Source organism: Hymenobacter sp. B81, from assembly GCF_044628455.1.
Taxonomy (GTDB): domain Bacteria; phylum Bacteroidota; class Bacteroidia; order Cytophagales; family Hymenobacteraceae; genus Solirubrum.
This window is the reverse complement of record NZ_JBIYZW010000003.1, coordinates 335,847-359,396: the sequence shown is the minus strand read 5'-3', so window position 1 is coordinate 359,396 and position 23,550 is coordinate 335,847. Positions and strand designations below refer to the sequence as shown.

The window sequence follows — 23,550 nt, the reverse complement described above, 5'->3', positions numbered from 1 at the left end:
TTGGGCGGATTCTCGTACTTTTGCAGCACAATGGTAGCTAGGCCGACTGCGCCGTGGCTACCGCATCTATGGTCTTATTAAAGGTTCTTCTCACCCTGCTGCTGGTTTTGGCAAACGGGTTTTTCGTGGCGGCCGAATTCGCTATCGTTAAGGTCCGCATGTCCCAGATGGAGCTGCGGGCACAGGAGGGCAGCCGCTGGGCGCCCCTCTCCCTGAAAATCCTTCGTGACCTTGACGCCTACCTCTCGGCTACCCAGCTCGGTATTACGCTGGCTTCGCTGGGGTTGGGCTGGATCGGTGAAAGCGTCGTTTCCGACATTATCATTTCCCTTTTCGAGCTGGCCAACTGGAACATTTCTCCGGTCTTGGCCCACAGCATCGCGCTGCCCATCTCGTTTGCGCTCATCACCATCATGCACATCGTGTTTGGTGAGCTAGCCCCCAAGTCGCTGGCTATCCAACGCCCCGAAGCCACCACGCTGGCGCTGGCCGCGCCGCTCTACGCCTTTGCCTGGCTCTTTACCTGGCCCATCCGCTTTCTGAACTGGCTGTCGAGCCTGCTGTTGCGGGCCGTGGGCCTCACGCCCATTCACGGTTCCGAGGTGCACACGGCCGAGGAGCTACGCCTGCTCATCGACCAAAGCAAGCAGAGCGGCGAAATTCAGGACTCGGAGCACGAGCTGATCGAGAACGTGTTTCAGTTCAACGACCGCATGGTCAAGCAGATCATGGTGCCGCGCACCCGCATTGCGGCCATCGACGTGGACACCCCGCAGGACGAGCTGTTCGAGACCGTGTACAACGAGGGCTACTCGCGCATTCCGGTCTACGAGGGCAACATCGACAACATCGTGGGCGTGCTCTACGTGAAGGATCTGCTCACCCTGGTGCGCCGGCAGGAAACCATTGAGCTGCCCAAGATCATGCGGCCGCCCTTCTTCGTGCCCGAAACCAAGAAAATCAACCGCCTGCTGCGCCAGTTTCAGCGCAAGCACATGCACATGGCCATCGTCTCCGACGAGTTCGGCGGCGTGTCGGGCATCGTTACCATTGAGGACATTATGGAGGAGCTGGTGGGCGAAATCCAGGACGAGTACGACAACGAGGTACCGGTAGTAGAGAAAGTCTCCGAGGTGGAATACCGCGTGAGTGCTTCCACCGCCATTCCCGACGCCAACGAGTTTCTGCCCTACCCCCTGCCCGAAGGCGAGGACTACGAAACCGTGGGCGGCCTGCTCAACGTGCTCTACGGCACCATTCCCGAAACCGGCGACGTGGCCGTGTTCGAGCACTACGAGTTCCGCATTCTGCAACGCTCGCGCCGCGCCGTGGAGCTGGTGCAGCTGCGCGTGCTGCAGCCCACCGAGCGCGAAGCCATCAGCGACTTCCCCGACCTGGGCGAGTAGGTGGTTTTTGGTTAGTGGTTGGTGTTTATTCGTTTTTGGGGTTTCGGTTTTCGTGAACGAAACCAAAAACCATCAACCAATAACCAACAACCATTTCACCGCAGCCAGCCGGCGTACATCACGTAGTTGTCGGCCGTGCGGCTCATGTTGGCTGCCTGTACCTCGGTCACGGGCTTGATTTTCTTGGCGGGCACTCCGGCGTAGAGGTAGCCCGGCTCGCACTGGGTGTTTTCCAGCACAATGGCGCCGGCGGCCACAATGCAGCCCCGGCCCACCACCGCGCCGTCCATCACGATGGCGCCCATGCCGATGAGCACGTCGTCTTCCACCGTGCAGCCGTGCACGATGGCGTTGTGCCCGATGCTCACCCGCGCCCCGATGGTGGTGGCCGCCTTCTGGTAGGTGCAGTGAATCACGGCCCCGTCCTGGATGTTGGTCTTCTCCCCCACCCGAATGCTGTTCACGTCGCCGCGCACCACGGCGTTGAACCACACGGTGCAGTCGGCGCCCAGCACCACGTCGCCCACGATGGTGGCGTTGTCGGCCACGTAGCAGTTGGCCCCGAGCTGGGGGTGTTGGCCGTTGACGGGGAGAATGAGCGGGGGCATACCGGCAGATAGTTGATGAGGGACGCGAAGGTAGCAGCAGTAGCTACTTCGCCGGACGAGGATACGCTTGTTGCAGGGCGTCAAGGTAGCCGGGGGCCAGGGCGCCGGGGGCAAGGGCTTCTACCTTTGCCACGTAGGTCCAGGCCTGTGCGTAGTCGCGCTTACGGTAATGGGCAATGCTCAGGTTGGTGTACACCGAAACGGCCTGCTGATCGTTGGGGGTAGCGCGGTCCAGAAATTCCTTCAGGTAAGCAATGCTGCGGTCCAGATCGGTTGGCACGTGTAGCTCATCGTAGCGGCGTAGCAGGGTGTTGCCCAGATCAGCCAGCAGGCTAGGGTCGCGGATGCCTGCGCGGCGGCTGCGCTCCAGGAAGTACACCGACGCATCGTGGCGGCCCTGAATACCGCACCAGGCTCCGAAGCCCCAGTACACGCCGGCATTCGTGCTATCGAGCAGCCAAGCCTGGTTGAAGCGCTTGATGGCCGTGGGGTATTGCTGCTGGCTCAGGTGCTGCCAGCCGGCGGCCAGCATGGCGCGGGCGGCACTGTCGCGGCTGGGGAAACGCTGGTCGCAGTCGGCCAGAAAGGCCTGATCGGCTTTCAGTGCTGCCTTGGTTTTGCGGGCTCCGCCGTAGCGCGGCAGCTCATTGATGGGCACGCCCCCCACCTGCATCTGCGCCGCGCAGGTGATGCTGAAACCCAGTAGCCCCGCCAGCAGCAATGCGGCTTTCCGAATTGGATGCATATTCATGGTCATTACGCTGGATTGGCCCCTCTTCCCCCGCCGCGCTTCACCACCTTGGTAGCGGCCTGAAAGCGCTGCCAGAGGTCGGGGTCGTCGGCTTTGTAGAGGTCGAAGTACACTTTCATTTCCTCCAGCAGCCGGGCCGATTCTTTGATGAGGCGTTCGAGGGCCTGGCGGCCGGTGCTGCCGTTGGTGTCGTTGAGGCGGCCTTCGGTAGTGGTGGCGGTGAATTCCTGGAGCAGCTGCCGGGCCTCGCGGGCGTGGTCGGCCGAGAAGCGGCGCTTGGTGAAGGCCGGTTCGCGGCCCGGAATCAGCCCCAGCAGGCGGGTAGCTTCTTCCTGAAAGGTGCTTTCGTTGAGGTTGCGCAGGTCGTCGAGGTTGCCCAGCGTGGCGCGCAGCTCGGCATCCTTGCTGCTCTGGGCGGCGGCGCGGCCCGCCAGAATGAGGCGCTGCAACAGGGCCGTGAGCTGGTTGCGCAGGCCTTTTTTGCGGGCGGGGTTGCCGTCGTTGTCGGCCCCGAGCACCTGCTGGGCCAGCTCGCCGGCCCGCGTCAGGTTGGCCCCGAGTTGGTCGCGCAACGGGGCCACGTCGGCTTCGATGTCGGCATAGTCGGCTGTGGCCTGGGCCAGGAAGGCGGCAGCGGTGGTGTCGCGGCGCAGACGCGCCTCAATCAAATCGTTTTTCATGGAAGGGATGAGCGGGAAAAGATGAGTCGAACGCAATGCCTTCAAGGTAGCGAATGGCCCGAAGCTGATCAAGTTCCGCACCGTACCCGGGGCTTCCCGGCGGCTGCATCGGGTTTCCGGGGGCTTGGGCGGCGGTTCCGGGCGGTCGACCACTGCTTCCAGGCCCCTGCGCGAGGATTCCGGGAGCATGGCCAGGGCTTCCGGGCCCTTGCGCGAGGCTTCCGGGCCTATGCCGGTGGCCTCCGGGGGTATGCGCGGTGGTTCCAGCCCCATGCGCGGGGCTTCCGGGTGGTCAACCGACTTTCCCGGTGGTCAACCGAGCTTCCGGGTGGTCAACCGAACAGCCTCCCCTACCCGTCCGAATCTGCTACGTTGCCCGCATGGAACCTAGTGCCGCCACTTCCCTACCCGTCTTCACCGAGCGGCAACGCCTCCTGCGTCACTGGTGAGCCCTGCCGTTGCTGGCGTTGCTGCCTGGGGCGCGGCTGGCACCCAATGGGGACGTGTTTTGAAGAACGGCCGCTGATTCTGAGGTAGCGGGGCAACGATAATCGACCTCCCCGGCGGGCGCGTGCAACGCGCTCCTACCGCGCCAGCAGCCGCTTCCAGGTGCCCTTGTGCCAGTTGTACTTGAGCGTGCTGGGCAGCGCCTGCCAGAAGTACTTGCTGGTTTCCACCGCGAAGCTGGGCTGCATGTAGCAGTTAATGGTGCAGCCCTCGCACTGGGGCAGGCGCCCCTCCAGCGCGGCCAACTGCTGCACCTCGTCGGAGCGGTACAGCTCGTAGAGGCGGCCCTCAATGGGGAAGCGTTTGGTGCCGAGGTGGTAGCAGGGCAGCACCAGCTCGTTCGACGGCGAGATGACCAGTGTGGTGCTGGCCGCCCGGCACACGGGCGCGGCCACGTGGTTGCCGCCGTCGCGCCGCAGGGCCATAAAACCCTCGTTGAGGTACACCCCCGGCCGCTTGCCAAACGCCGACACGTAGTCCAGCTCGGCGGCCGTGAGCTGCTCGCCCGCGTCCACGGCGTTGTACTCGAAGGCCGGGTTCAGAATCAGCATCAGCCCGTTGGGCCGGCAGATGTCGCGGTACACCGCCTCTATCTGGTCGAGGTTTTCGCGGAACACCGTCAGCAGAATGTCGGGCCGCTCGCCCAGCTCCCGCGCCACCCGGATGCTTTCGAGCACGAAATCGAAGCAGGCCACGCCGCGGCCGCGGTCGTGCTGCTCCTTTTCCGAAGAGTCGAGCGAGAAGTGCAGCATGTCGACCTTGCCGCGCAGCCGCTCGGCGTACTTGGGGTAGAGCAGCCCGTTGGTCGTGACGGTGGTGATGAAGCCCAGCTCGTGGGCCAGGGCCAGAAACTCGGGCAGCTGCCGGTGCAGCAGCGGCTCGCCGCCGGTAAAGTCAATCACCGACACGCCCAGGCGCTTCAAATCGCGCAGGTTGCGCTCCACGTCGGCCAGCTCAATATAGGGCGAGGGTTTCTCCCAGATGTCGCAGAACGAGCACTTGGCATTGCACCGGTAGGTGACGTAGTAGTTGCACAAAACCGGATGACGAACCAGGCGCATGGCAATGGTTTTTTGGTTGTTGGTTTTTCGTTGTTCGTAGGTGGCGTTGGCTTGCCCGATCAAGCGCCCCGTGCCCGGGCGCCGCAAGTTACGCTCTTTGCCCCTGCCCAATCCGGCTGTGCTTACCAACCGCGCCACCCCTCCCCGGTTTGCGGCGCGGGCCTCCCCGGCCAAAAACAAACAACCAACAACCAAAAACCAGCAACTACCCTAGTGCAGCTTCTCCCCTTCCCACTCCGTGGGTGTGGCGGCCAGCGCCTCGGCGGTGGCGGGGCCGTAGTGCTCGAGGTAGTAGTTGCAGAAGCCTTTGAGCGGGCAGGCCGGGCAGTTGGGCCGGGCAAAAAAGCAGATGTGCTGCCCCAGCCAGTAGTTGTGCTTGTGAAAGTTGAACAGCACCTCCGCGTCGGGCGGCAGCAAAGCCAGCAGCAGCTGGTGCGCCTTCTCCACTGACGCCTTCGGCCCGATGAGCCCCACGCGCTGGGCCACGCGGTGCACGTGGGTATCTACCGGCAGCAAAGGCTTGCGGAAGTTGAAGAGCAGCACCAGCGAAGCCGTTTTCAGTCCGATGCCCGGCATGTCCGTCAGCCAGGCCAGCGCCCGGTCAGTGGGCCACTCGGCCAGGAAGTCCAGCGTGTAGTCGCCCGCCTCGGCCCGGATGCGGCGCAAAATCTCCTGAATGCGCGGCGCCTGGGTATCGGGCCAGCGCGTGGTCCGGATGGCGTGGGCCAGCTCCTGGGTTGGCGCCGCCTCCACCCCCGCCCAGTCGCCGAAGGTTTCCAGCATACGCGCATAGGCCTGCTCCTCGTCGCGGTGCGTGGTGCGGTGCGAGAGTACCGTGCTGATCAGCTCGCGCATAGGAGTGCGCCGCGGCGCCCGCGGCAGCGGCCCATAGAACGTGTTCAGCACAAGATGGTCCTGCCAGGCCTTTTGGGCCGGCTCGGCGGTGTAGGTAACGGCGGGGTCGGTGGGCATGCGCGGTTGTACCCCGCCCGGCCGCGGCGGGTTGCGCCGCAGCAAGCCGGTTTCGTGCCCATTCATACAGCGCCCGGAGCGAAAAGCAGCCGCAAAAAAATCCGGCGGCCCCCACCTGAGTGGAAGACCGCCGGATCAGCATCGGGACTGCGGCGTTGGCCGGCCCGGCTTAGATGGTGCCTTTTTCGGCTGCTTTCTTGAGCTTCTCGTTGGCGTAGATGGCTACTTCCACGCGGCGGTTCTGGCGCTGGCCTTCCAGGGTCGAGTTGTCGGCAATGGGCTGCTTCGAGCCGTAGCCTTTCACCTCGAAGCGCGACGACTCCACGCCCTGGTTCATGGCGTAGTTGGCGACCGACTGGGCCCGGCGCACCGACAGCGGGTCGTTGATGCGGTCGGAGCCGGTGATGTCGGTGTGGCCCTCGATCAGCACGTTGGTGTCGCCGTACTTCTTCAGGGTTTCGGCCAGGGTAGCAATGTTGCTCTGGGCCTCAGCCGTCAGCGTCGACGAGTTCTTGGCGAACAGGATGCCCGAGTCGAAGGTAATCTTGATGCCTTCGCCCACGCGCTCTACGCGGGCCCCGGCCATGTCGCGGCGCAGTTCCTCGGCCTGCTTGTCCATCCGACGCCCGATGAGGGCACCGGCGCCACCACCTACTGCCGCACCAATGACGGCCCCGGCGGCAGTGCCTTTTTTACCACCGATTACGCGGCCCAATACGGCGCCACCAGCAGCCCCACCCAGACCGCCGATAATGGCGCCTTTAGCGGTTTTGCTCATCGGCTTCTTGGTTTTGGTGGTAGTGGTTTGCGCCTGCGAAAAGGTCGAGCCAAGCAGCAGCACGAGGGCCAGCAGAAACGCCAGGGGGGAACGGAGGGTGTTCATGGGAAGGAAAATTGAGAATGGGTTCGAGGTGAAAAGCGGCCGGCAGCCGCTTGTGTTGGGGGAGTATGCAACCACCTTGCCAGAAACCGACGCACGGTGCTACTAGCAGGCGGAAGCAGCTGACCGTTAGCCAGAAAAAGGCTTCTCCAGGCATTACGACCTTTACTGGCCACCTGGCGTATTCGGCCGGTCCTGCTATCAGAACTGCGCCTTCAACGCACGGCAGGCCGGCTGGTTGCCCGCCGCCGACCAGCAAAAAGGCCGCTTCAGTGCTGAAACGGCCTTTTTGCCCTGATACTGTTGACCTTGGACTCCGGTGTTAATCGCGCCGCGAGTACTGCTCGTAGCGCGCCCGGTCCTTCTTCTTGTCTTTCTTGCGGCCAATAAGCGCGCCGCCGACCGCACCGGCCGCGCCGCCGATAATGGCGCCCTTGCCCCGGTCGCCTTTGCCGGCAATGACGGCCCCGGCTACGGCCCCGCTGCCGGCCCCGATGGCCGCGCCCTTACCTTTTTTGCTCCAGCCTTTTTTGGTGGTCTGGGCTTCGGCCGTAACCGTGGCCCCGCCTAGCAGCGATACGCTGAGGACGGCGGCGATGAAAGCTTTATGGAAGTTCATGTCGATTCGCGTTTAGCTCCCGGCCGGGCGGCAACCCGGCCGCAAGAGAAGTGAAATGTTAGCCTTAAAACGAGAATCCAGGACTCGGCGGTTACAAAAAGCGGTGCCTTTCAGGGAAGTAGCGCCGAAAACGCGCAAAAAAAGGCCGCACCAAGCGGTGCGGCCTTTATCAGCCGAAGCTGGCAGAAAGCTTATAGGGTGCCGTTTTCGGCGGCTTTCTTCATTTTCTCGTTGGCGAAGATGGCCACCTCCACGCGGCGGTTGGCCTGCTTGCCTTCGGCAGTGGTGTTGTCGGCTACCGGCTGCGACGAGCCGTAGCCCTTGGTGCTGATGCGGGCGGCCTCAACGCCCTGCTGAATGGTGTAGTTGGCTACCGACTGCGCGCGGCGCTCCGACAGCGGCTGGTTGATGGCATCCGAGCCCGAAGCGTCGGTGTGGCCTTCCACGATGATGTTGGTGTCGGGGTACTTTTTCAGCACCTCGGCCATTTTCATAATCTCGGTTTGCGAAGCGGCGCGCAGGTCCGACTTGTTGGTGTCGAACAGGATGCCGGCGTCGAAGGTAATCTTGATGCCTTCGCCCACGCGCTCTACGCGGGCGTTCTTCATGTCGCGCTGCAGTTCTTCGGCCTGCTTGTCCATTTTACGGCCGATGACGGCGCCGGTAGCACCGCCCACGGCGGCCCCGGTGATGGCCCCGATAGCGGTGCCCGATTTGCCACCGATGACGCGGCCCAGCACGGCTCCAGCCGCGGCGCCGGCACCGGCGCCAATCAGCCCGCCCTTAGCGGTTTTGCTCATGCCGGTTTTCCGTTCGCCGGTGCCGTTGCTCGACGGCAGGTCGCTGCTAGCGGCCGTTTGCGACGACTTACAGGCGCTGAACAGCACGGTGCACAACAGCAGCAGTGCCAGGAGGGATTTGAATGATTTCATGGAGTTGGGGGTGAAAAAGGTGGTGAGAGAGTGTTCGAATTGTCTTTTGCCGGCTTTTACTGCTTCCAATGACGAAACCTGCGCCAAATATAGAAGCCCAGCTATTATGCGGCTTGCCGGCCCGCTGCCGGCAGTTGCCCCGGGTCTTTAACGGCAAAGCCCGCCCGGCGTTCAGCTGAACAGCCGGGCGGGCTTTAGGCAAGAAGCATGCCGCCTGCGAAGCGCTACGGGCCCTAGCGCGGCAGGTCAGCCGCTACCGGGGCCGGTTTCAGCATCTTAAGTAAATCGGCGAGCTGCTGCTTGAGCTGCTTGCGGTCGACGATGAAGTCGAGAAAGCCGTGCTCGAGCACGAACTCGGCACTCTGGAAGCCCTTGGGCAAATCCTTGCCGATGGTTTCCTTGATGACGCGCGGCCCGGCAAAGCCGATGAGCGCCCCCGGCTCGGAGATGTTGAAGTCGCCGAGCATGGCGTAGGAGGCCGTTACGCCGCCGGTGGTCGGGTCGGTGAGCATGGAGATGTAGGGCAGGCCGGCTTCGGCCAGCAAAGCCAGCTTGGCCGAGGTCTTGGCCATCTGCATCAGCGAGTAACCGGCTTCCATCATGCGCGCCCCGCCCGACTTGCTGATCATCAGAAAGGGTAGGCGGTTCTGGCGGGCGTAGTCGATGGCGCGGGCAATTTTCTCGCCCACCACCGAGCCCATGGAGCCGCCGATGAAGCGGAAGTCCATGCAGGCCACCACCAGCTCCTGGCCGTGCAGCTGCCCGTGGGCCGTGCGCACGGCATCGCGCAGGCCGGTCTGGCGCTGGGTGCTGGCAATGCGCTGCGGGTAGGCCTTGGTGTCGACGAAGTGCAGTGGGTCGCCCGAAGTCAGGTTGGCGTCCAGCTCGGTGAACTGGTTGCCGTCGAACAGAATCTCGAAGTACTCAGCCGAGTCGATGCGGGCGTGGTAGTTGCACTTGCCGCAGGTGTAGAGCAGGCGCCGATGTTCGCCGGTGTCGGTAACGGTGCCGCACTCGGGGCACTTGTACCAAAGGCCGTCGGGCGTCTCCTTCTTCTGCTCCGTCGGCGTGATGATGCCTTTCTCCTGACGCTTAAACCAAGCCATTTGCATGTAAGCTATTTGCTATCAGCCCGTAGCTGACGTGAAAACGAAATAAACACAACAGCTGCTGACCAGTAGCGCCGCTTTCCTTCTGCAAAGAAAGCTAACGGCTAACAGTCAGCAGCTATTGACCTCAAAAACTTACGCAATCGTGATTTCCTCGTCGAGGTACACGTCCTGAATGGCGTTGAGCAAATCCACGCCCTCGGCGAAGGGCCGCTGGAAGGCTTTGCGGCCCGAAATCAGGCCCTGCCCGCCGGCGCGCTTGTTGATGATGGCCGTGCGCACGGCTTCTTCGCGGTCGGTGGCGCCTTTGCTTTCGCCGCCCGAGTTGATGAGGCCGATGCGGCCCATGTAGCAGTTGGCCACCTGGTAGCGGGCCAGGTCGATGGGGTTGTCGGAGGCCAGCGTGTCGTACATGGCCTTGTGAGTTTTGCCGAACTTGATGGCCGAGAAGCCGCCGTTGTTTTCGGGCAGCTTCTGCTTGATGATGTCGGCCCCAATGGTCACGCCCAGGTGGTTGGCCTGGCCGGTGAGGTCGGCGGCCACGTGGTAGTCCTTATCGGTTTTGAAGGCGTTATTGCGGGTGTAGCACCACAGCACCGTGGCCATGCCCAGCTCGTGGGCGCGCTCGAAGGCCTCGGCCACTTCCACGATCTGGCGGTTCGACTCTTCCGAGCCAAAGTAAATGGTGGCGCCCACGGCCGTAGCGCCCAGGTTCCAGGCCTGCTCCACCGAGCCAAACATGATCTGGTCGAACTTGTTGGGGTAGGTCAGCAGCTCGTTGTGGTTGATCTTGACCAGGAAGGGAATCTTGTGGGCGTACTTGCGCGCCACCGTGCCGAAGGTGCCGAAGGTGGTAGCCACGGCGTTGCAGCCGCCTTCCACGGCCAGCTTGATGATGTTTTCCGGGTCGAAGTACATCGGGTTGGGGCCGAACGAGGCGCCGGCCGTGTGCTCGATGCCCTGGTCGACGGGCAGGATGCTCATGTAGCCGGTGCCGGCGAGGCGGCCGGTGTTGTAGAGCTGGCCCAGGCTGCGCAGCACCTGCGGCGAGCGGCTCGACTGCAGGAAGCAGCGGTCGATGAAATCGGCGCCGGGCTGGTGAATCTGGTCCTTGGTAATGGTTTGACACTCGTGCTGGAGCAGCGCTTCAATTTCGGCGCTAACCTGGAGGGTGCTGGTAGCCATGCTCAGGGAAAAAAGTAGATGAAGGTTGGGGAAAAAGGTGGGCAAATATAGATTGAAAACCGGTTGAGCCGGGGCCGTTGGTTGAAGTTGCGGCCGGGGCTGGCTACCTTGCCGGGGCCGTATGCCGGGTTGGCCGGCGCCGCTCTTTTGCCCGATTTTATCGTGAAAAACTCCTCTTCCACCCTGCTGCTGCTGGCGGGCCTGCTCACCGCCTCGGCGCTGCCGGGCTGCACCACGCTCAAGAAATACGAAGACCTGCAGGCCCGCCAGAAAGCCACCGACCAGTCGCGCGAGGCGGCCGAGCGCCAGGCCCGCGAAGCCGTGGCCGAGCTGAAGAAAGCCACCGAAACCCTCAACGAGCTGCGCCTGGAAAACCGCCGCCTCGTCAACGACTCGGCCCAGACCGGCACCATCCTGCGCAAAACCCAGGGCTTGTACCGCGAGCTGAGCGACACCTACGACAAGCTCATTCGCAACAACGAGAAGGTGCTAGCCAACAAAACGGCCGATTACCAGAAAGTCGCCCAGGATCTGGCCCGCCGCGAGGCCGAGCTAGGCGATTTGGCCAACAACCTCAACAAGAGCCGCGGCGAAATCGACAAGCTGGCCGCCGACGTGAAGTCGCGCGAGGCGCGGCTGGCCGAGCTGGAAAAGGCCCTGGCCGAGAAGGATGCCGCCGTCGACGCCCTCAAGGCCAAGGTCAGCAACGCCCTGCTGGCCTTCAAGGCCAGCGACCTGCAGGTGAAGGTGAAGGACGGCAAGGTGTACGTGTCGCTTTCCGAGCAGCTCTTGTTCAAGTCGGGCTCCACCAAGGTCGACCCCAAAGGCCAGGAGGCCCTGACCAAGCTGGCGGGCGTGCTCAAGGATCAGCGCGACGTGAACGTGGTGGTGGAAGGCCACACCGACAACGTGCCCATCCTGAAAGGCACCGCGGGAATGGCCGACAACTGGGATTTGAGCGTGCTGCGCGCCACCGAAATTTCGCGCCTGCTCACCAGCGGCGGCGTGCCGGCCGAGCGCATCACCGCCTCGGGCCGCTCGCAGTACGTACCGGTAGCCGCCAACGACAACGCCGCCAACAAGGCCCTGAACCGCCGCACCGAAATCATCCTCACGCCCAAGCTCGACGAGCTGTTCAAAATCCTGGACAGCGGCTCGCAACCGACGAAGTAATCTGGCGCTGTACCTGCGCCGCGTAACTCAAGCGGGGCCGGAAGCGGCCCGACCGCACCTGTGGTTGGGCCGCTTCCGGCTTTTTCATGGAATGCCCGTCAGTCTTCCCACCAGCGCGAATTGTAAGCGCCTCCCGTTGGTACTGCGGGCTCACCCGGGCGCGGAAGCAGCAACCCCACGCCGTGAGATTCGGCCGCTACCTGCAGGCGTTCTACCGGTTCGGTCCACCCGTGGAAAGCCAAGTTGAACGTCCCCCAATGCAGCGGCAGCAATACCTTGCCTCGCAGCGCCAGGTGCGCCTGCACGGCGTGTTCGGGCCCCATGTGGATGTCGGCCCACATATCGTCGTAGGCACCGACTTCAAGCAGCGTCACGTCAAAGGGCCCGTATGCCTGGCCTATTTCGCGAAAGCCTGACTCGTACGGGCCAGAATCGCCGCCGAAAAAAGCTCGGTGCACAGGGCCCAGGATGCACCACGAAGCCCACAGCGTATTGTCGCGGGCGAGGGTACGGCCCGAAAAATGCCGGGCGGGCGTGGCAACCAGCCTGTGTCTTTTGCCTACCTGCACCTCCTGCCACCAATCCAGCTCCGTCACTTGCCCGGCCCCGATGCCCCAACGGCGTAAGTGACGGCCCACGCCCAGGGGGCAATAAAATGGCACTCCGGTGCGGCCCAATTCCCGAACCGCCTCTTTGTCGAGGTGGTCGTAGTGGTCGTGCGAGAGAATGACGGCGTCTAGCCGGGGCAGTTCGGCCAGCGGCAACGGCGGGGCAAAAAACCGCTTCGGCCCCACCAGTGTGGAGGGGGAGGCCCGCTCACTCCACACGGGGTCCGTCAGGAACCGCTGGCCGTCGACTTCAATGAGCGTGGAGGAATGCCCCAACCACGTCACGCGCAGGCCGGTAGCGGGCAGCGCCTCAGCCAGGGCCGTGGCGTCGGCCCGGAACGGTCCCAGCGCCTTGGCTGGCTCCCGCAGCTCTTTGCCCAGCAGCCAGCGCTGCGCCATGCGCCGGTAGTCGCTCGACATGCCGGTGGCAATGGTGTTCAGGTATTTTTTACCGTTGAAGCGGGAAGGTGTTTTCATGGCAGTGAAACAGGCGGCCGCAAGCCACCGTCTTGGGTAAGACGGCTCGGGCGGTCGTTTACTTTACTTCTGCCGCATTCAACGACAAAGCCGCCTGCCCCGCGGGGGACAGGCGGCTTGCCAAGCCATAAAGCGGGGTTGTAACCAAGCCGGGCTTAGCCCAGGGCCTGGGCCAGATCTTCGATCAGGTCCTCGGCGTCTTCCACGCCCACGCTCAGACGAATCAGCGAGTCGGACAGGCCGGCCTTGCGGCGCTCTTCGGCCGGAATGCTGGCGTGCGTCATGGTGGCGGGGTGGCCCGAGAGGCTTTCCACGCCGCCCAGGCTTTCGGCCAATGAGAACAGCTTGAACTTCTCCAGCACGGCCACCGCGTCTTCGATCTTGTCGGTTTTGAGCACGAAGGAAATCATGCCGCCGAAGTCGCGCATCTGCTGCCGGGCCACCTGGTGGTTGGGGTGCGACTCGAAGCCGGGCCAGTACACCTGCCCCACTTTGGGGTGCTGGCGCAGGTACTCGGCCACGGCGCGGCCGTTTTCGGCGTGGCGCTGCATGCGCAGGTGCAGGGTTTTCAGGCCGCGCAGCACCAAGAAGCAGTCCTGGGGCCCCGGCGTGCCGCCGCAGGCGTTCTGAATAAAGGCCAGCCGCTCGGCCAGGGCAGCGTCCTTCACGATGAGGGCGCCCATCACCACGTCGCTGTGGCCGCCCATGTACTTGGTCAGGGAGTGCATCACCACGTCGGCACCCAGGTCGAGCGGCGTCTGCAGGTAGGGCGTGGCGAAGGTGTTGTCGACCACCAGCAGGGCGCCGCCCTCGTGGGCCACCTCGGCCATGGCCTTGATGTCGATGATGTGCAGCAGCGGGTTGGTGGGCGTTTCGGCCCACACCAGCTTGGTGCGCTCGGTCACGGCCGCGCGCACGGCGGCCACGTCGTGCATGGGCACGAAGGTGAACTTGATGCCGTACTTGGCGAAGACCTTGGTGAAGATGCGGTACGACCCGCCGTACAGGTCGTTGGTAGCTACCACCTCGTCGCCGGGCTCGAGCAGCTTGATCATGCAGTCGATGGCGGCCATGCCGGTGGCGAAGCACAGGCCGTGGGTGCCGTTTTCGAGCGCGGCCAACGAGTCCTGCAGCTGGGTGCGGGTGGGGTTGTGGGTGCGCGAGTACTCGTAGCCCTTATGGTCGCCCGGCGAGCGTTGCACGTAGGTCGAGGTCTGGTAAATGGGCGTCATGATGGCGCCGGTGGTGGGGTCCGGATGGACGCCGGCGTGAATGGCTTTGGTGCCGAATTTCATAGCGGGGTCTGGGGGTCTTAAAGTCTGGGGAACTGAGCGCCCGGAAAAGTTGCGCCAAAGGTAGCGGACCAGATTTTCTCGGCGCCCTCGGCGCAGCTTTTGGGATGACGGAATTAACTTGCGCGAGTTTGTCCCTACCCTTCACTCCCACCTTTTTCGTTCTTGAAACAACTTTTACGCATTCTGCTCCTGCTGCTGGCCCCGGTTTTCGCCGCCCAGGCCGCCAGCCAGCCCGTCGACTCGGCCGCCCTCTACCGCGCCCGCCTCGACTCCATCAACGCCAGCTTCCGCTACCAGAGCGGGGCCATTGAGCTGAGCGAAGGCCTGGGCCGCCTCACGGTGCCCGCGGGCATGCGCTTTCTCGACGCCGCCCAAAGCCGCCAGGTGCTGGTGAACCTGTGGGGCAACCCCGAAACCGCCATCGAAGGCCTCAAGGGCATGCTGTTTCCGGCCGACAAGGGCCCGCTCGACCAGAACAGCTGGGCCTTCGTGGTGAGCTACGAGCCCATGGGCTACGTGAAGGACGACGACGCGGAGGACATCGACTACGCCGAGCTGCTGACTACCCTGCAGGAGGAAACCCGCGAGGCTAACGCCGCCCGCAAGGAAGCCGGCTACCCCACCACCGAACTGCTGGGCTGGGCCGTGACGCCGCACTACGACAAAGCCAGCCACGCCCTGCACTGGGCCAAGAAGCTGCAGTTTGAGGATACCGATGGCCCCACGCTCAACTACGACGTGCGCCTGCTGGGCCGCAAGGGCGTGCTGAGCCTGAACGCCGTGGCCGACCCCATGCAGCTGGGCCTCATTCAGGCCCAGATTCCGGCCGTGGTGAAAGGCACCGACTTTGCCCAGGGTTTGCGCTACGCCGACTTCAACCCCGACCTGGACGAGGTGGCGGCCTATTCAATTGGCGGATTGGTGGCCGGCAAGGTGCTGGCCAAGGCCGGCGCCTTCGTGCTGCTGGCTAAGTTCTGGAAGGTGATTCTGGCCGTGCTGGCCGGGGGCTTCACCTTCCTGCGCCGCTTTTTCACCGGCCGCGGCAAAGCCGCTGAGCAACCGGCCCTGGCCCTCGACGAAGCCCCGGCGCCCGGCAATCCGCCCAGCGAAGTGTAGCTTCGGCCTCCCGTTTTGCGTTAGAGTCCCCAGTAAGCGGGCCGGCCGGTGGCCGGCCCGCTTTGCTTTGCCGCCCGCCTATGCGCCTACTCCGCGACCTGCTTCGTACCAACTTTTCCACCCTGCTTTCGATGGGGCTGCTGGTGGCCGCGCCGGTCATTGGCAGCTCGTCGCTGAGCTGGGTGCTGCTTCAGAATCAGCAATGGCTTACCCAGCTTTCCTCGGCGCAGAGTCTGGCCTACTTCGCCGTCATTGCCTTTACCATGGCGTTTGCCCTCACGCCCACCACCTTCGTGGCGCTGGTCACGGGCTTTTACTTTGGCTGGCTGGCCTTCCCGGGCATGGTACTCAGCTACGCCCTGGCGGCTATGGTGGGCTACCTCATTGCCACCGCCCTCGACCACGGCAAGATGCTGCGGTTTTTGCACCACTTCCCCAAGGCCGAGGCCGTGATGCAGGAGCTCAAGCACGAAAGCTGGCAGCTGATTTTGCTCACGCGCATTTCGCCGGTGCTGCCCTTTGCCCTGATGACCTTCGTGCTGGCCGTGATGCGCGTGGAGAAAAAGCGCTTTTTACTGGCCTCAGTGGTGGGCATGCTGCCGCGCAGCCTGTTTTTCTATTGGCTGGGCACCAAGGCCCAGGACGTGATGAACCTGATAAACGACCCCGACACCGGCACCGCTGGCAAGCTGCTGGTAGCGGGCCTGATTGCGGTATCGGTCTTCGGCCTGTACTGGCTTTTCAACCGGGCGCTGAACCGGGCGCTGCAAAAAGGGCAAAAAAATTCTTCCTGACTTTCAGCCGCTTGAAGCCCGCAAGGCCGTAAGCTCCGCCGAAATGTTAGCGCCTCATTTGCAGAAGCCGTCTACGGCCGCCTATCTTTGCACCACAATAACGGAAACGGTCACGTAGCTCAACTGGATAGAGCACCTGGCTACGAACCAGGAGGTTTGGGGTTCGACTCCCTACGTGACCACAAAAAAAGGCCCTCAGCACTGCGCTGAGGGCCTTTTTGTTTTCCTGCGTGCAAAGAGCTGCGCTGCATAAAACTCCAAATGCGCCGCTCCAATGCGATTTTCCCGAACGGTTTGTTAAGCCGTTACCAGTTCAGCTCACTATCCAACTCTTACGTTGGTCCTGCCGATGTGCGCGGCGCACACAGATCATTCTACCTACTGATTCAACTTACACATAACTTGTTTTAGCCAGTACCTTGCATAACAAGGTTGTCGGGGTATATTTGTGCCGTTCCCTCCGGCGCGAGGCCTTGAGTTGACCGGACATCTATTAATCGCAACCCATGAAGAATTTTCGGTTTGCCGGCGGAATCCGCGCCCTGGGCATTGTTGGCCTGCTGCTTGGTCTGGCCAGTCGTGGACAGGCGCAGGCAGGGCCCGACAGCGTGGACGTGCTCGTGCGCCAGGCCATGCAGCAGCTGCGCATTCCCGGATTGCAGCTGGCCGTGGTGCGCCACGGCCAGATCGTGAAGCTGGGCAACTACGGCCTAGCCAACGTGCAGGACTCGGTGCCGGTAGCTACGCCGACGCGGTTTTTCCTGAACTCCATTACCAAAGCTTTCGTGGGTGTGGCCGTGATGCAGCTGGCGGAAGCGGGTAAGCTCGACGTGGCCGCGCCGGTGGGCGGCTACCTGCCCGAGCTGCCCGCTGCCTGGCACCCGGTTACTGTGCGGCAGCTGCTCACGCACACCTCGGGCCTGCCCGATATCATGCCCGAGGATGCGCTGGTAACCGCCAACAACGAGCAAGCCGCCTGGGCCCAGGTGCAAACCCAACCGCTGGACTTCCCGGCCGGGCAGCGCTTCGCCTACAACCAAACCAACTACCTGCTGCTGGGCCGCCTCATCGATAAGCTCAGCGGCCAGCCCTTCGCCGAGTTTATTCGGCAGCGCCAGCTCGAGGTGGTGGGCATGCCCCGCACCACTTCCGGCGACGCCCACGACGTGCTGCCCCGCGGGGCCCGCGGCTACACCTTCACCCAGTATGCCGACGGGCAGGTGCGCCGCGGCAAGCAGCTGCGCAACCTTTTTGAAGTTTTTCCGCCCTCCCTGCGCCCGGCTGCGGGTATGAGCTCCACCGCCGAGGAAATGGCCCGCTGGCTGATAGCCCTGCAGCAGGGCAAGCTGCTGCAACCGGCCAGCCTGGCTACGCTCTGGACGCCCGGCCGCCTCAACGATGGCTCGCAGCGCGGCTTTGGTGGTAAGCTCAACGGCTACGCCCTGGGTTGGCCCACCGTCACGCGGCCCGAGCACCCGGCCGTGGCGCCAGTGGGCGGCGGCCGCTCCGCCGTATTCCTTTATCCCCAGGATGAGCTGGCCATTGTGGTTCTCAGCAACCTGCAGGGCGCCAACCCCGAGCGGTTCGTCGACGCGCTGGCCGCCTGCTACCTGCCCGACATGCGCGTGGCCGACGGCTTTGGCCTGCCGCCCACGCTGCGCGCCCTGCACCGCACCCTGCGCCAGCGCGGCTTCAGCCACCTGGGAACGGAAGTGAAAAAGGCTCGCCGCCGCGACCCGGCCTACGCCCTGCCCGAGGAAGCCGTCAATGCCTGGGGCTATTCCCTGGTAGAACAGGGCCAGCTGAACGACGCCCTGGCCGTATTTCAGCTCAACGTGCAGCTTTACCCCGGCAGCGCCAACACCTACGACAGTCTGGCCGAAACCTACGCCGCGCTGGGCAACCGGAAGCTGGCCGCCCAGCACTACGCCCGCGCCCTGGCCCTGAACCCGCAGAACCGCACGGCCGCCGAATACCTAAAGCAGCCCTGATTCGCGCTGCCTGCCGGCTGTTCCTCGAGCAGTAGCCACCGCTGCCCTGCTCCAGCGCGGCTGACGGTGAATCAACAATTCCCAAAGCCCGGTTTCGGACGACGCCCGGCCTTGCGCCTTGCCAACTAAGCAAACCAGACCCGTAACTCCGAGCGGCTGTGCGCCGGGCACAACGCAAAAAACCGCCCCCAGCTTGGCACTGGGGGCGGTTTTGAATACGTTTTTTAGCTAATCATCGGTTGCGGCCCGACGCTGAGCCTGAATAAACACCGCTTCCTGCCACGGCCCATTGCCCGGACCGCGGAGCCTTGTGTTGGGGTTAGGCCTGCTCGGCCACGGCTTCGGCAGCCTGCACCAGGGCGGCGCGGGCCGTGGTGTTCTGCAGAATGGTGTGGGCGTTGCTGAAGTAGCCAATTTCCAGGTCTTCGGTGATGGTGAACGAGGTGGGACGACCTGCCGCCTGCAGCAGTCCGCTGATGTCCAGCGCCCAGAAGTGGTGGTCCTTGAAGGTGGGATTGTAATTCACGGCCGAGACGCCCTCCAGGCTCACCTGGTAGGTGATGCGCACCTTGAGCGTGCCGCGGCTGGCAGTGAGCACCGCCGTTACCGATTCACCCGGCTGCAATTCCACGCTCACGTCCTGCTGCGAGCCCACCGTTACCGAAGTGCTCTGCGAGCCGCCCTGGCCGAAGCTGGCGCTGAACGACAGCGACGTTTCGCCGCCGCCGCCCGAGCCCAGGAACGACACGCCGTAGCTGATGCTCTGGCTGGCTTCCAACCCGTAGGTTTGCGACCAGTTGCTTTCCACCGTGTCGGTTACCGAATCGGACACGCCGGCCGAGAAGACGCCGGGCAGGTCGCTGTTATTCGTGAACGTGTTCTGAGCCACCACTACCGGCTCCGAGGTCAAACCCACGATTTCGGCCCCCACCACGCGCAGAATGGTTTGCACCTGCGGCCAGTTGTAGGTGCTGTAAAGGTTGTTCCAGGGCGTGGGGTCGTGCAGAAAGGCGTCGTTGGGGCGCTTGCCGAAGTAAGCCTCCACGGCCGATTTCAGGTCGCCGTCCTGCAGCTTGAACACGTTGCGCTCCTCGTCGGTGATGATGTGCTGTACGTAGCCCGAGGCGCTTACTTTCGAGGACTCCTTGTCTTTGCCCGCGGTTACGATTACGCTGATGCCTGCCATGCTGGTAAACGGTTAAAAGGGTGAAGTAATTGACTGGGACAAAGCAACGACCGGCGGCGGCGGCGCACACGAGCGTTTTCACCCGTTTTGCCCAACCACGTAGTTCTACCTGCCTGCCCCGCCGACCACCGCCGCCCTCGCCTACCGCTTCCGCTCAATTTTTCCCCGGCAGAAGTCCATCGCGCATTGGCTTATATGGCCAAACATTTATCTTGTAGCAAGCCCACCTAGGCCAACGCGCTAGCCACTAGCCGCTTGTCCGTTTCGGGCTGCTCTTTTTCCCGCTCTTCCCGGTCCGGCACCGGCCTGCACCCTCCCCGCGGCCGACGCCGGCGGTTATCTTTTCATGAAGCATTCTTACTATTTCCATCCCCGCCTGGTCGTGCGCACGCCGGCCCTGCCCTTCGACAGTGCGTTCGACCAGACCCATATCGGCCGGCTGGTAGCCGAGCCGGCCTTTGCTGAAGCTCTGTACCTGGCCTCGCCGGTGCTGTACCAGGAAAGCCGCAAGTGGCAGGCCGACGGGCCGACCGCCGCCCCGGGGGACGCGCGCAAAACTGCCCGCCTTGGCGGCAGCCTGGCCCGCTACTACGCCCGCATGAGCAGCCGCAGCACGCCCTTCGGCTTGTTTGCGGGCTGCGGCGTACTGCGCTGGGGCGCGGCCAGCCAGGTGCGGCGCAGCCCGGCCAACGACCGCCGCCACACCCGCCTCGACATGCACTACCTCTGCGCGCTGGCGCAGGCGCTGAGCCGGCAGCCGGTGGTGCGGGCGCGCCTGCACTACCGGCCCAACAGCAGCCTCTACCGCCTGCACCAGGAGCTGCGCTACACCGAGTTTCGCGTAGCCGCCGGCCAGCCCGAGCACCAGCTCAGCGCCGTGGCCGCCACGCCCGCCCTGCAGCAGGTGCTGGCCGCCAGCCGCGGCGGCGCTACCCGGCAGCAGCTGGCGCAGACTTTGGTCGACGCGGAAACGTCCCTGGAAGCAGCCCTGGCCTTCGTCGACGAGCTGATTGAGGCCCAGCTGCTGGTGAGCGAGCTGGAGCCCACGGTAACCGGAATCGAGTTCATGCCGCACCTCGTGGCCGTGCTCGGCCGCCTGCAGGCGGCTAGCCCCCACCCCGAGCTGGCGCGGCTGCTGCAGGTGCTGGCGGAAGTAGCAGCCGGCCTGCAGGCCCTCGACCAAGCCAGTCAGCCCAATCCGCCCGCGGCCTACGAGCGGGTGGTGGCGGCGCTGCAGGCCCTGGAAGTACCCGTGGAAGCCGGCAAGCTGTTCCAGACCGACCTGCTGCACGAGCTGCCCGGCGCCACCCTCGACCAGCAGCTGCAGCCCCGGCTGCTGGCCGCCCTCGACGCGCTGCGCTACCTGGCCCCGCCCGCCCGAACCGAGCGACTGGAGCAGTTCAAGCAGCGCTTTCAGGCCCGCTACGAAGACCAGGAAGTGCCGCTGCTCGAAGCCCTCGACAGTGAAAGCGGCCTGAGCTACGCCACCGAAGCCCCGGGCTTTTCGTCGCTGGTGCACGACCTGGACTGCCCCCCGCCCGCCGCGGCCGCGCGCACCGTGAGTCAGACCGACGCGCAGCTGCTGCTGTACCGCAAGCTGCGCGCTGCCGAGCGCGCCGGCGACTACGAAGTAGAGCTGCGGCCCGAGGAGCTGGCCCCGTTCAAGCCGCTGGCCGCCGAGCTGCCGCCCTCGGTGTCGGTGATGTTTCGGGTGCTCGACGGGCAGCGGCTGGTGCTCGACAGCGTGGGCGGCTCGAGCGGGGCCAACCTGCTGGGGCGCTTTGCCCACGCCGAGCCGCGCATCGCGGCGCTGGTGCGCGAGGTGGCCGCGCTGGAGCAGCAGCACAACCCCGCCGTGCGCTTCGCCGAAATCTGTCACCTGCCGGCCAGCCGCATCGGCAACATCCTGCTGCGGCCCTGTTTTCGGGAGCTGGAAATTCCCTACCTGGCGCAGTCGGGCCTGCCGGCCGGCCAGCAGCTGCCCCTGCAGGACTTGCGCTTGTCGCTGCGCCGCGGGCAGCTGCTGCTGCGCTCAGCCAGCCGCAACCAGTACATCGTGCCGCGGCTGAGCTCGGCCCACAACTACTCGACCCAGGCCCTGCCGGTGTACCAGTTTCTGTGCGACCTGCAAACCCAGGGCCTGCAGGCCAGCCTGAACTTCAGCTGGGCCGCCATTTCGCCCTGCACGCAGTTTCTGCCGCGCCTCAGCTACCAGCAGGTCATTCTGCAGCCCGCGGCCTGGCAGCTCGACGCGGCCGAGCTGCAGCCGCTGCTGGCCGCGGCCGAGCCCGAGCGGGAGCTGCCGGCTTTCCGGGCCCGCTGGCGCCTGCCGCAGCTGTTTACCCTGGCCGACGGCGACAACGAGCTGCTGGTGGATGCTCACAACCCGGTAACCGTGCGCGCCTGGCTCGAGGCCATTCGCGGACGGCCCAGCATCCGCCTCCGCGAGTTTCTGTTCGACCCCGCCGCCAGCCCGGTATCCGACGCGGCGGGCCGCGGCTACGTGCACCAGTTCGTGGCTACGCTGCTGCGCCACACGCCCAGCTACGCGCCGCCGGCGCCCCGCCCGGCACCCGACCAGGTCGCGCAACGGGAGTTTGCCCTGGGCTCGGAGTGGCTGTACGTGAAGCTCTACTGCGGGCCGAAAGTGGCCAATCGTCTGCTCACGGAAGTAGTAGCGCCGCTGACGGCGGAGCTGCAGGCGCGGGAGCTGGTGGATAAGTGGTTTTTCATTCGCTACGCCGACCCCGACCATCACCTGCGCGTGCGCCTGCACCTGCCCACGCCGGCGCGCATCGGCGAGGTGGTGCGCCTGCTCGACGCGTACGCCGCGCCGGCCCGGCAGGCGGGCAGCATCTGGAAGCTGCAAACTGATACCTACCGCCGCGAGCTGGAGCGCTACGGCGCGCCAACCATTGCGCTGGCCGAAGACCTGTTCTGCGCCGACAGCGCGGCCGCCGTGCAGCTGCTCGCGCGCACCGCCGAAGCCCCCGACGCCGACCGCCTGCACTGGCTCGGCGGCCTGTATTTGATTGAAGCCCTGCTCACGGCCTGCGACTACTCCCCGGAGCAGAAGCTGACCCTGCTCACGCCCATCAAGGAGTCGTTTGCCCGCGAGTTTCACGCCGGCAAAGACCTGAAGCTGCAGCTCGACGCCAAGTACCGCGCCCACCGCCCGGCCATTCAGCGGGTGCTGGCCGGCCTGCCCCCCGACGACGAGACGGAGTTTCCCTTCGACGTGCTGGGCTACCACGCCGCGGCCCCGGTAGCGGCGCTGACCGGGCGCCTGCGCGAGCTGGCCGCCGCCGATGCGCTGGCAGTACCCCTCGACCAGCTGCTGGGCAGCTACGTGCACATGCTGCTCAACCGCCTCGTAGCCGTGCAGCCACGGCTGCACGAGCTGGTGGTCTACGACTTCCTGCACCGCCACTACGTTTCGGAGCAGGCGCGCAGCCGGGCGGCTATTTCTTGCCTCCGCCCATGATCTTTTCCTGCAGGGCCGCGAAAAAGGCGTTGCGGTAGGTTTCGCCCAGCGGCACGTAGGCTTTCATGTCCTTGAGCAGAATCTGGTTGCCGTCGAGCGCCCGGATTTTGTTCAGCGACACGATGTAGGACTTGTGCACCCGCATGAACTGCTTGGCCGGCAGCTTGTCTTCCAGGTCCTTGATGTTGAGCAGGGTCACGATGCGGTCGTCGGCGGTGAAGATGGAAATGTAGTTCTTCATGCCCTCCACGTACACGATTTCGTCGAAGTTGACCTTGCTCATCTTGCCCTTGTTTTCGGTCTTGACGAAGATGTAGTCGTCTTCCTTCTCGGGCAGCTGCCACTTGGCCGAGGGTTCCACAAACGCGTTCAGGGCCTTTTGCGCGGCCTTCAGAAACCGCTCGAAGGCAATGGGCTTGAGCAGGTAGTCCAGCGCCTCCAGCTCGAAGCCCTCCACGGCAAACTCGCTGTAGGCCGTGGTCAGAATCACCTTGCTCTTGCCCCCGAGCAGCCGCATGAAGTCGATGCCCGAGAGCTGGGGCATGTGGATGTCGAGGAAAATCAAATCGATCTGCTGGTTCTGCACCAGGCTGATGGCTTCGATGGGATTGGTAGTCGTGCCGCTCAGCGAGAGAAACGGGGTTTTGTGGATGAACGTGGTCAAGATGTCCAGAGCACCTTGCTCATCGTCCACAATGAGGCAGCTGATCATGCGC

General features: G+C 64.3%; 20 protein-coding genes and 1 tRNA gene. 7 read left to right on the top strand and 14 right to left on the bottom strand.

Translation table 11 applies throughout. From position 1 onward, the window contains the following. Positions 1-68: 68 nt before the first annotated feature. Positions 69-1,406 carry a hemolysin family protein gene (locus tag ACE191_RS18370; RefSeq protein WP_400193698.1) on the top strand — a complete coding sequence of 446 codons (1,338 nt, stop codon included), beginning with the start codon at positions 69-71 and terminating at the stop codon, positions 1,404-1,406. A gap of 95 nt (positions 1,407-1,501) precedes the next feature. On the opposite strand, the gene ACE191_RS18365 is transcribed toward ACE191_RS18370, so the two are convergent. From ACE191_RS18365 to ACE191_RS18320, 10 genes are all read right to left on the bottom strand, one after another. Next, positions 1,502-2,014 carry a gamma carbonic anhydrase family protein gene (locus ACE191_RS18365; RefSeq protein ID WP_400193697.1) on the bottom strand — a complete coding sequence of 171 codons (513 nt, stop codon included), beginning with the start codon at positions 2,012-2,014 and terminating at the stop codon, positions 1,502-1,504. 43 nt (positions 2,015-2,057) lie between these two features. After that, positions 2,058-2,759, bottom strand: a complete 702-nt coding sequence (locus tag ACE191_RS18360; RefSeq protein ID WP_400193696.1) for a tetratricopeptide repeat protein — start codon at positions 2,757-2,759, stop codon at positions 2,058-2,060. 11 nt (positions 2,760-2,770) lie between these two features. Further along, positions 2,771-3,445 carry a hypothetical protein gene (locus tag ACE191_RS18355; protein ID WP_400193695.1) on the bottom strand — a complete coding sequence of 225 codons (675 nt, stop codon included), beginning with the start codon at positions 3,443-3,445 and terminating at the stop codon, positions 2,771-2,773. 584 nt (positions 3,446-4,029) lie between these two features. Then, positions 4,030-5,013, bottom strand: coding sequence for a radical SAM protein (locus tag ACE191_RS18350; protein ID WP_400193694.1), 984 nt, complete (start codon positions 5,011-5,013; stop codon positions 4,030-4,032). A 210-nt stretch (positions 5,014-5,223) separates the two neighbouring features. Continuing rightward, positions 5,224-5,985: an endonuclease III domain-containing protein gene (gene nth / locus ACE191_RS18345; protein ID WP_400193693.1), complete on the bottom strand. Its 762-nt coding sequence runs from the start codon at positions 5,983-5,985 to the stop codon at positions 5,224-5,226. 169 nt (positions 5,986-6,154) lie between these two features. After that, on the bottom strand, positions 6,155-6,868 hold the full coding sequence (locus ACE191_RS18340; protein WP_400193692.1) for an OmpA family protein: 714 nt from the start codon (positions 6,866-6,868) through the stop codon (positions 6,155-6,157). Between the two features lie 319 nt (positions 6,869-7,187). Further along, the gene (locus tag ACE191_RS18335; protein WP_400193691.1) at positions 7,188-7,484 is read right to left on the bottom strand and encodes a YMGG-like glycine zipper-containing protein; all 297 of its coding nucleotides are present in this window, start codon (positions 7,482-7,484) and stop codon (positions 7,188-7,190) included. Positions 7,485-7,675: 191 nt separating this feature from the next. Then, positions 7,676-8,416: an OmpA family protein gene (locus ACE191_RS18330; protein ID WP_400193690.1), complete on the bottom strand. Its 741-nt coding sequence runs from the start codon at positions 8,414-8,416 to the stop codon at positions 7,676-7,678. Between the two features lie 233 nt (positions 8,417-8,649). Then, the gene (accD, locus tag ACE191_RS18325; protein ID WP_400193689.1) at positions 8,650-9,522 is read right to left on the bottom strand and encodes an acetyl-CoA carboxylase, carboxyltransferase subunit beta; all 873 of its coding nucleotides are present in this window, start codon (positions 9,520-9,522) and stop codon (positions 8,650-8,652) included. A gap of 138 nt (positions 9,523-9,660) precedes the next feature. Then, complete coding sequence (locus ACE191_RS18320) at positions 9,661-10,710, bottom strand: class I fructose-bisphosphate aldolase (RefSeq protein ID WP_400193688.1); 1,050 nt, start codon at positions 10,708-10,710, stop codon at positions 9,661-9,663. A 162-nt stretch (positions 10,711-10,872) separates the two neighbouring features. On the opposite strand from ACE191_RS18320, the gene ACE191_RS18315 reads away from it, so the two are divergent. Further along, positions 10,873-11,883, top strand: a complete 1,011-nt coding sequence (locus ACE191_RS18315) for an OmpA family protein (protein ID WP_400193687.1) — start codon at positions 10,873-10,875, stop codon at positions 11,881-11,883. Positions 11,884-11,981: 98 nt separating this feature from the next. Here the strand turns inward: ACE191_RS18315 and ACE191_RS18310 are convergent, their stop codons facing one another. Both ACE191_RS18310 and ACE191_RS18305 read right to left on the bottom strand, forming a co-directional pair. After that, complete coding sequence (locus tag ACE191_RS18310; protein WP_400193686.1) at positions 11,982-12,968, bottom strand: MBL fold metallo-hydrolase; 987 nt, start codon at positions 12,966-12,968, stop codon at positions 11,982-11,984. A gap of 155 nt (positions 12,969-13,123) precedes the next feature. Then, positions 13,124-14,263 (bottom strand): cystathionine gamma-synthase, encoded by a 1,140-nt coding sequence (locus tag ACE191_RS18305; RefSeq protein ID WP_400193685.1) that lies wholly within the window; start codon positions 14,261-14,263, stop codon positions 13,124-13,126. A 162-nt stretch (positions 14,264-14,425) separates the two neighbouring features. Here ACE191_RS18305 and ACE191_RS18300 point away from each other — a divergent pair, with 162 nt between their 5' ends. The 4 genes from ACE191_RS18300 (at position 14,426) to ACE191_RS18285 (ending at position 18,164) form a co-directional block, all read left to right on the top strand. Then, complete coding sequence (locus ACE191_RS18300; RefSeq protein ID WP_400193684.1) at positions 14,426-15,379, top strand: DUF2167 domain-containing protein; 954 nt, start codon at positions 14,426-14,428, stop codon at positions 15,377-15,379. 80 nt (positions 15,380-15,459) lie between these two features. Continuing rightward, positions 15,460-16,173 (top strand): TVP38/TMEM64 family protein, encoded by a 714-nt coding sequence (locus ACE191_RS18295; RefSeq protein ID WP_400193683.1) that lies wholly within the window; start codon positions 15,460-15,462, stop codon positions 16,171-16,173. 108 nt (positions 16,174-16,281) lie between these two features. Further along, positions 16,282-16,355: transfer RNA gene (locus ACE191_RS18290), tRNA-Arg, on the top strand. 324 nt (positions 16,356-16,679) lie between these two features. Next, positions 16,680-18,164, top strand: coding sequence for a serine hydrolase (locus ACE191_RS18285; RefSeq protein WP_400193682.1), 1,485 nt, complete (start codon positions 16,680-16,682; stop codon positions 18,162-18,164). A 319-nt stretch (positions 18,165-18,483) separates the two neighbouring features. On the opposite strand, the gene ACE191_RS18280 is transcribed toward ACE191_RS18285, so the two are convergent. Beyond that, a complete protein-coding gene (locus tag ACE191_RS18280; RefSeq protein WP_400193681.1) occupies positions 18,484-19,350 on the bottom strand; it encodes a follicular epithelium yolk protein subunit in 867 nt (288 codons plus the stop codon). A gap of 346 nt (positions 19,351-19,696) precedes the next feature. On the opposite strand from ACE191_RS18280, the gene ACE191_RS18275 reads away from it, so the two are divergent. Beyond that, positions 19,697-22,834 carry a lantibiotic dehydratase gene (locus tag ACE191_RS18275; RefSeq protein ID WP_400193680.1) on the top strand — a complete coding sequence of 1,046 codons (3,138 nt, stop codon included), beginning with the start codon at positions 19,697-19,699 and terminating at the stop codon, positions 22,832-22,834. On the opposite strand, the gene ACE191_RS18270 is transcribed toward ACE191_RS18275, so the two are convergent. Beyond that, the gene (locus tag ACE191_RS18270; protein ID WP_400193679.1) at positions 22,812-23,546 is read right to left on the bottom strand and encodes a LytR/AlgR family response regulator transcription factor; all 735 of its coding nucleotides are present in this window, start codon (positions 23,544-23,546) and stop codon (positions 22,812-22,814) included. The two genes, ACE191_RS18275 and ACE191_RS18270, sit on opposite strands and share 23 nt — an antisense overlap. Between the last annotated feature and the right edge of the window lie 4 nt (positions 23,547-23,550).

Bases quoted from the DNA above. Each gene is read 5' to 3' on its own strand.
- ACE191_RS18340 (WP_400193692.1), bottom strand. From the start codon at position 6,868: ATGAACACCCTCCGTTCCCCCCTGGCGTTTCTGCTGGCCCTCGTGCTG.
- ACE191_RS18295 (WP_400193683.1), top strand. From the start codon at position 15,460: ATGCGCCTACTCCGCGACCTGCTTCGTACCAACTTTTCCACCCTGCTT.
- ACE191_RS18365 (WP_400193697.1), bottom strand. From the start codon at position 2,014: ATGCCCCCGCTCATTCTCCCCGTCAACGGCCAACACCCCCAGCTCGGG.
- accD (WP_400193689.1), bottom strand. From the start codon at position 9,522: ATGGCTTGGTTTAAGCGTCAGGAGAAAGGCATCATCACGCCGACGGAG.
- ACE191_RS18285 (WP_400193682.1), top strand. From the start codon at position 16,680: ATGAAGAATTTTCGGTTTGCCGGCGGAATCCGCGCCCTGGGCATTGTT.
- ACE191_RS18355 (WP_400193695.1), bottom strand. From the start codon at position 3,445: ATGAAAAACGATTTGATTGAGGCGCGTCTGCGCCGCGACACCACCGCT.
- ACE191_RS18335 (WP_400193691.1), bottom strand. From the start codon at position 7,484: ATGAACTTCCATAAAGCTTTCATCGCCGCCGTCCTCAGCGTATCGCTG.
- ACE191_RS18320 (WP_400193688.1), bottom strand. From the start codon at position 10,710: ATGGCTACCAGCACCCTCCAGGTTAGCGCCGAAATTGAAGCGCTGCTC.
- ACE191_RS18275 (WP_400193680.1), top strand. From the start codon at position 19,697: ATGAAGCATTCTTACTATTTCCATCCCCGCCTGGTCGTGCGCACGCCG.
- ACE191_RS18310 (WP_400193686.1), bottom strand. From the start codon at position 12,968: ATGAAAACACCTTCCCGCTTCAACGGTAAAAAATACCTGAACACCATT.
- ACE191_RS18330 (WP_400193690.1), bottom strand. From the start codon at position 8,416: ATGAAATCATTCAAATCCCTCCTGGCACTGCTGCTGTTGTGCACCGTG.
- ACE191_RS18350 (WP_400193694.1), bottom strand. From the start codon at position 5,013: ATGCGCCTGGTTCGTCATCCGGTTTTGTGCAACTACTACGTCACCTAC.
- ACE191_RS18370 (WP_400193698.1), top strand. From the start codon at position 69: ATGGTCTTATTAAAGGTTCTTCTCACCCTGCTGCTGGTTTTGGCAAAC.
- ACE191_RS18270 (WP_400193679.1), bottom strand. From the start codon at position 23,546: ATGATCAGCTGCCTCATTGTGGACGATGAGCAAGGTGCTCTGGACATC.
- ACE191_RS18305 (WP_400193685.1), bottom strand. From the start codon at position 14,263: ATGAAATTCGGCACCAAAGCCATTCACGCCGGCGTCCATCCGGACCCC.
- nth (WP_400193693.1), bottom strand. From the start codon at position 5,985: ATGCCCACCGACCCCGCCGTTACCTACACCGCCGAGCCGGCCCAAAAG.
- ACE191_RS18280 (WP_400193681.1), bottom strand. From the start codon at position 19,350: ATGGCAGGCATCAGCGTAATCGTAACCGCGGGCAAAGACAAGGAGTCC.
- ACE191_RS18360 (WP_400193696.1), bottom strand. From the start codon at position 2,759: ATGCATCCAATTCGGAAAGCCGCATTGCTGCTGGCGGGGCTACTGGGT.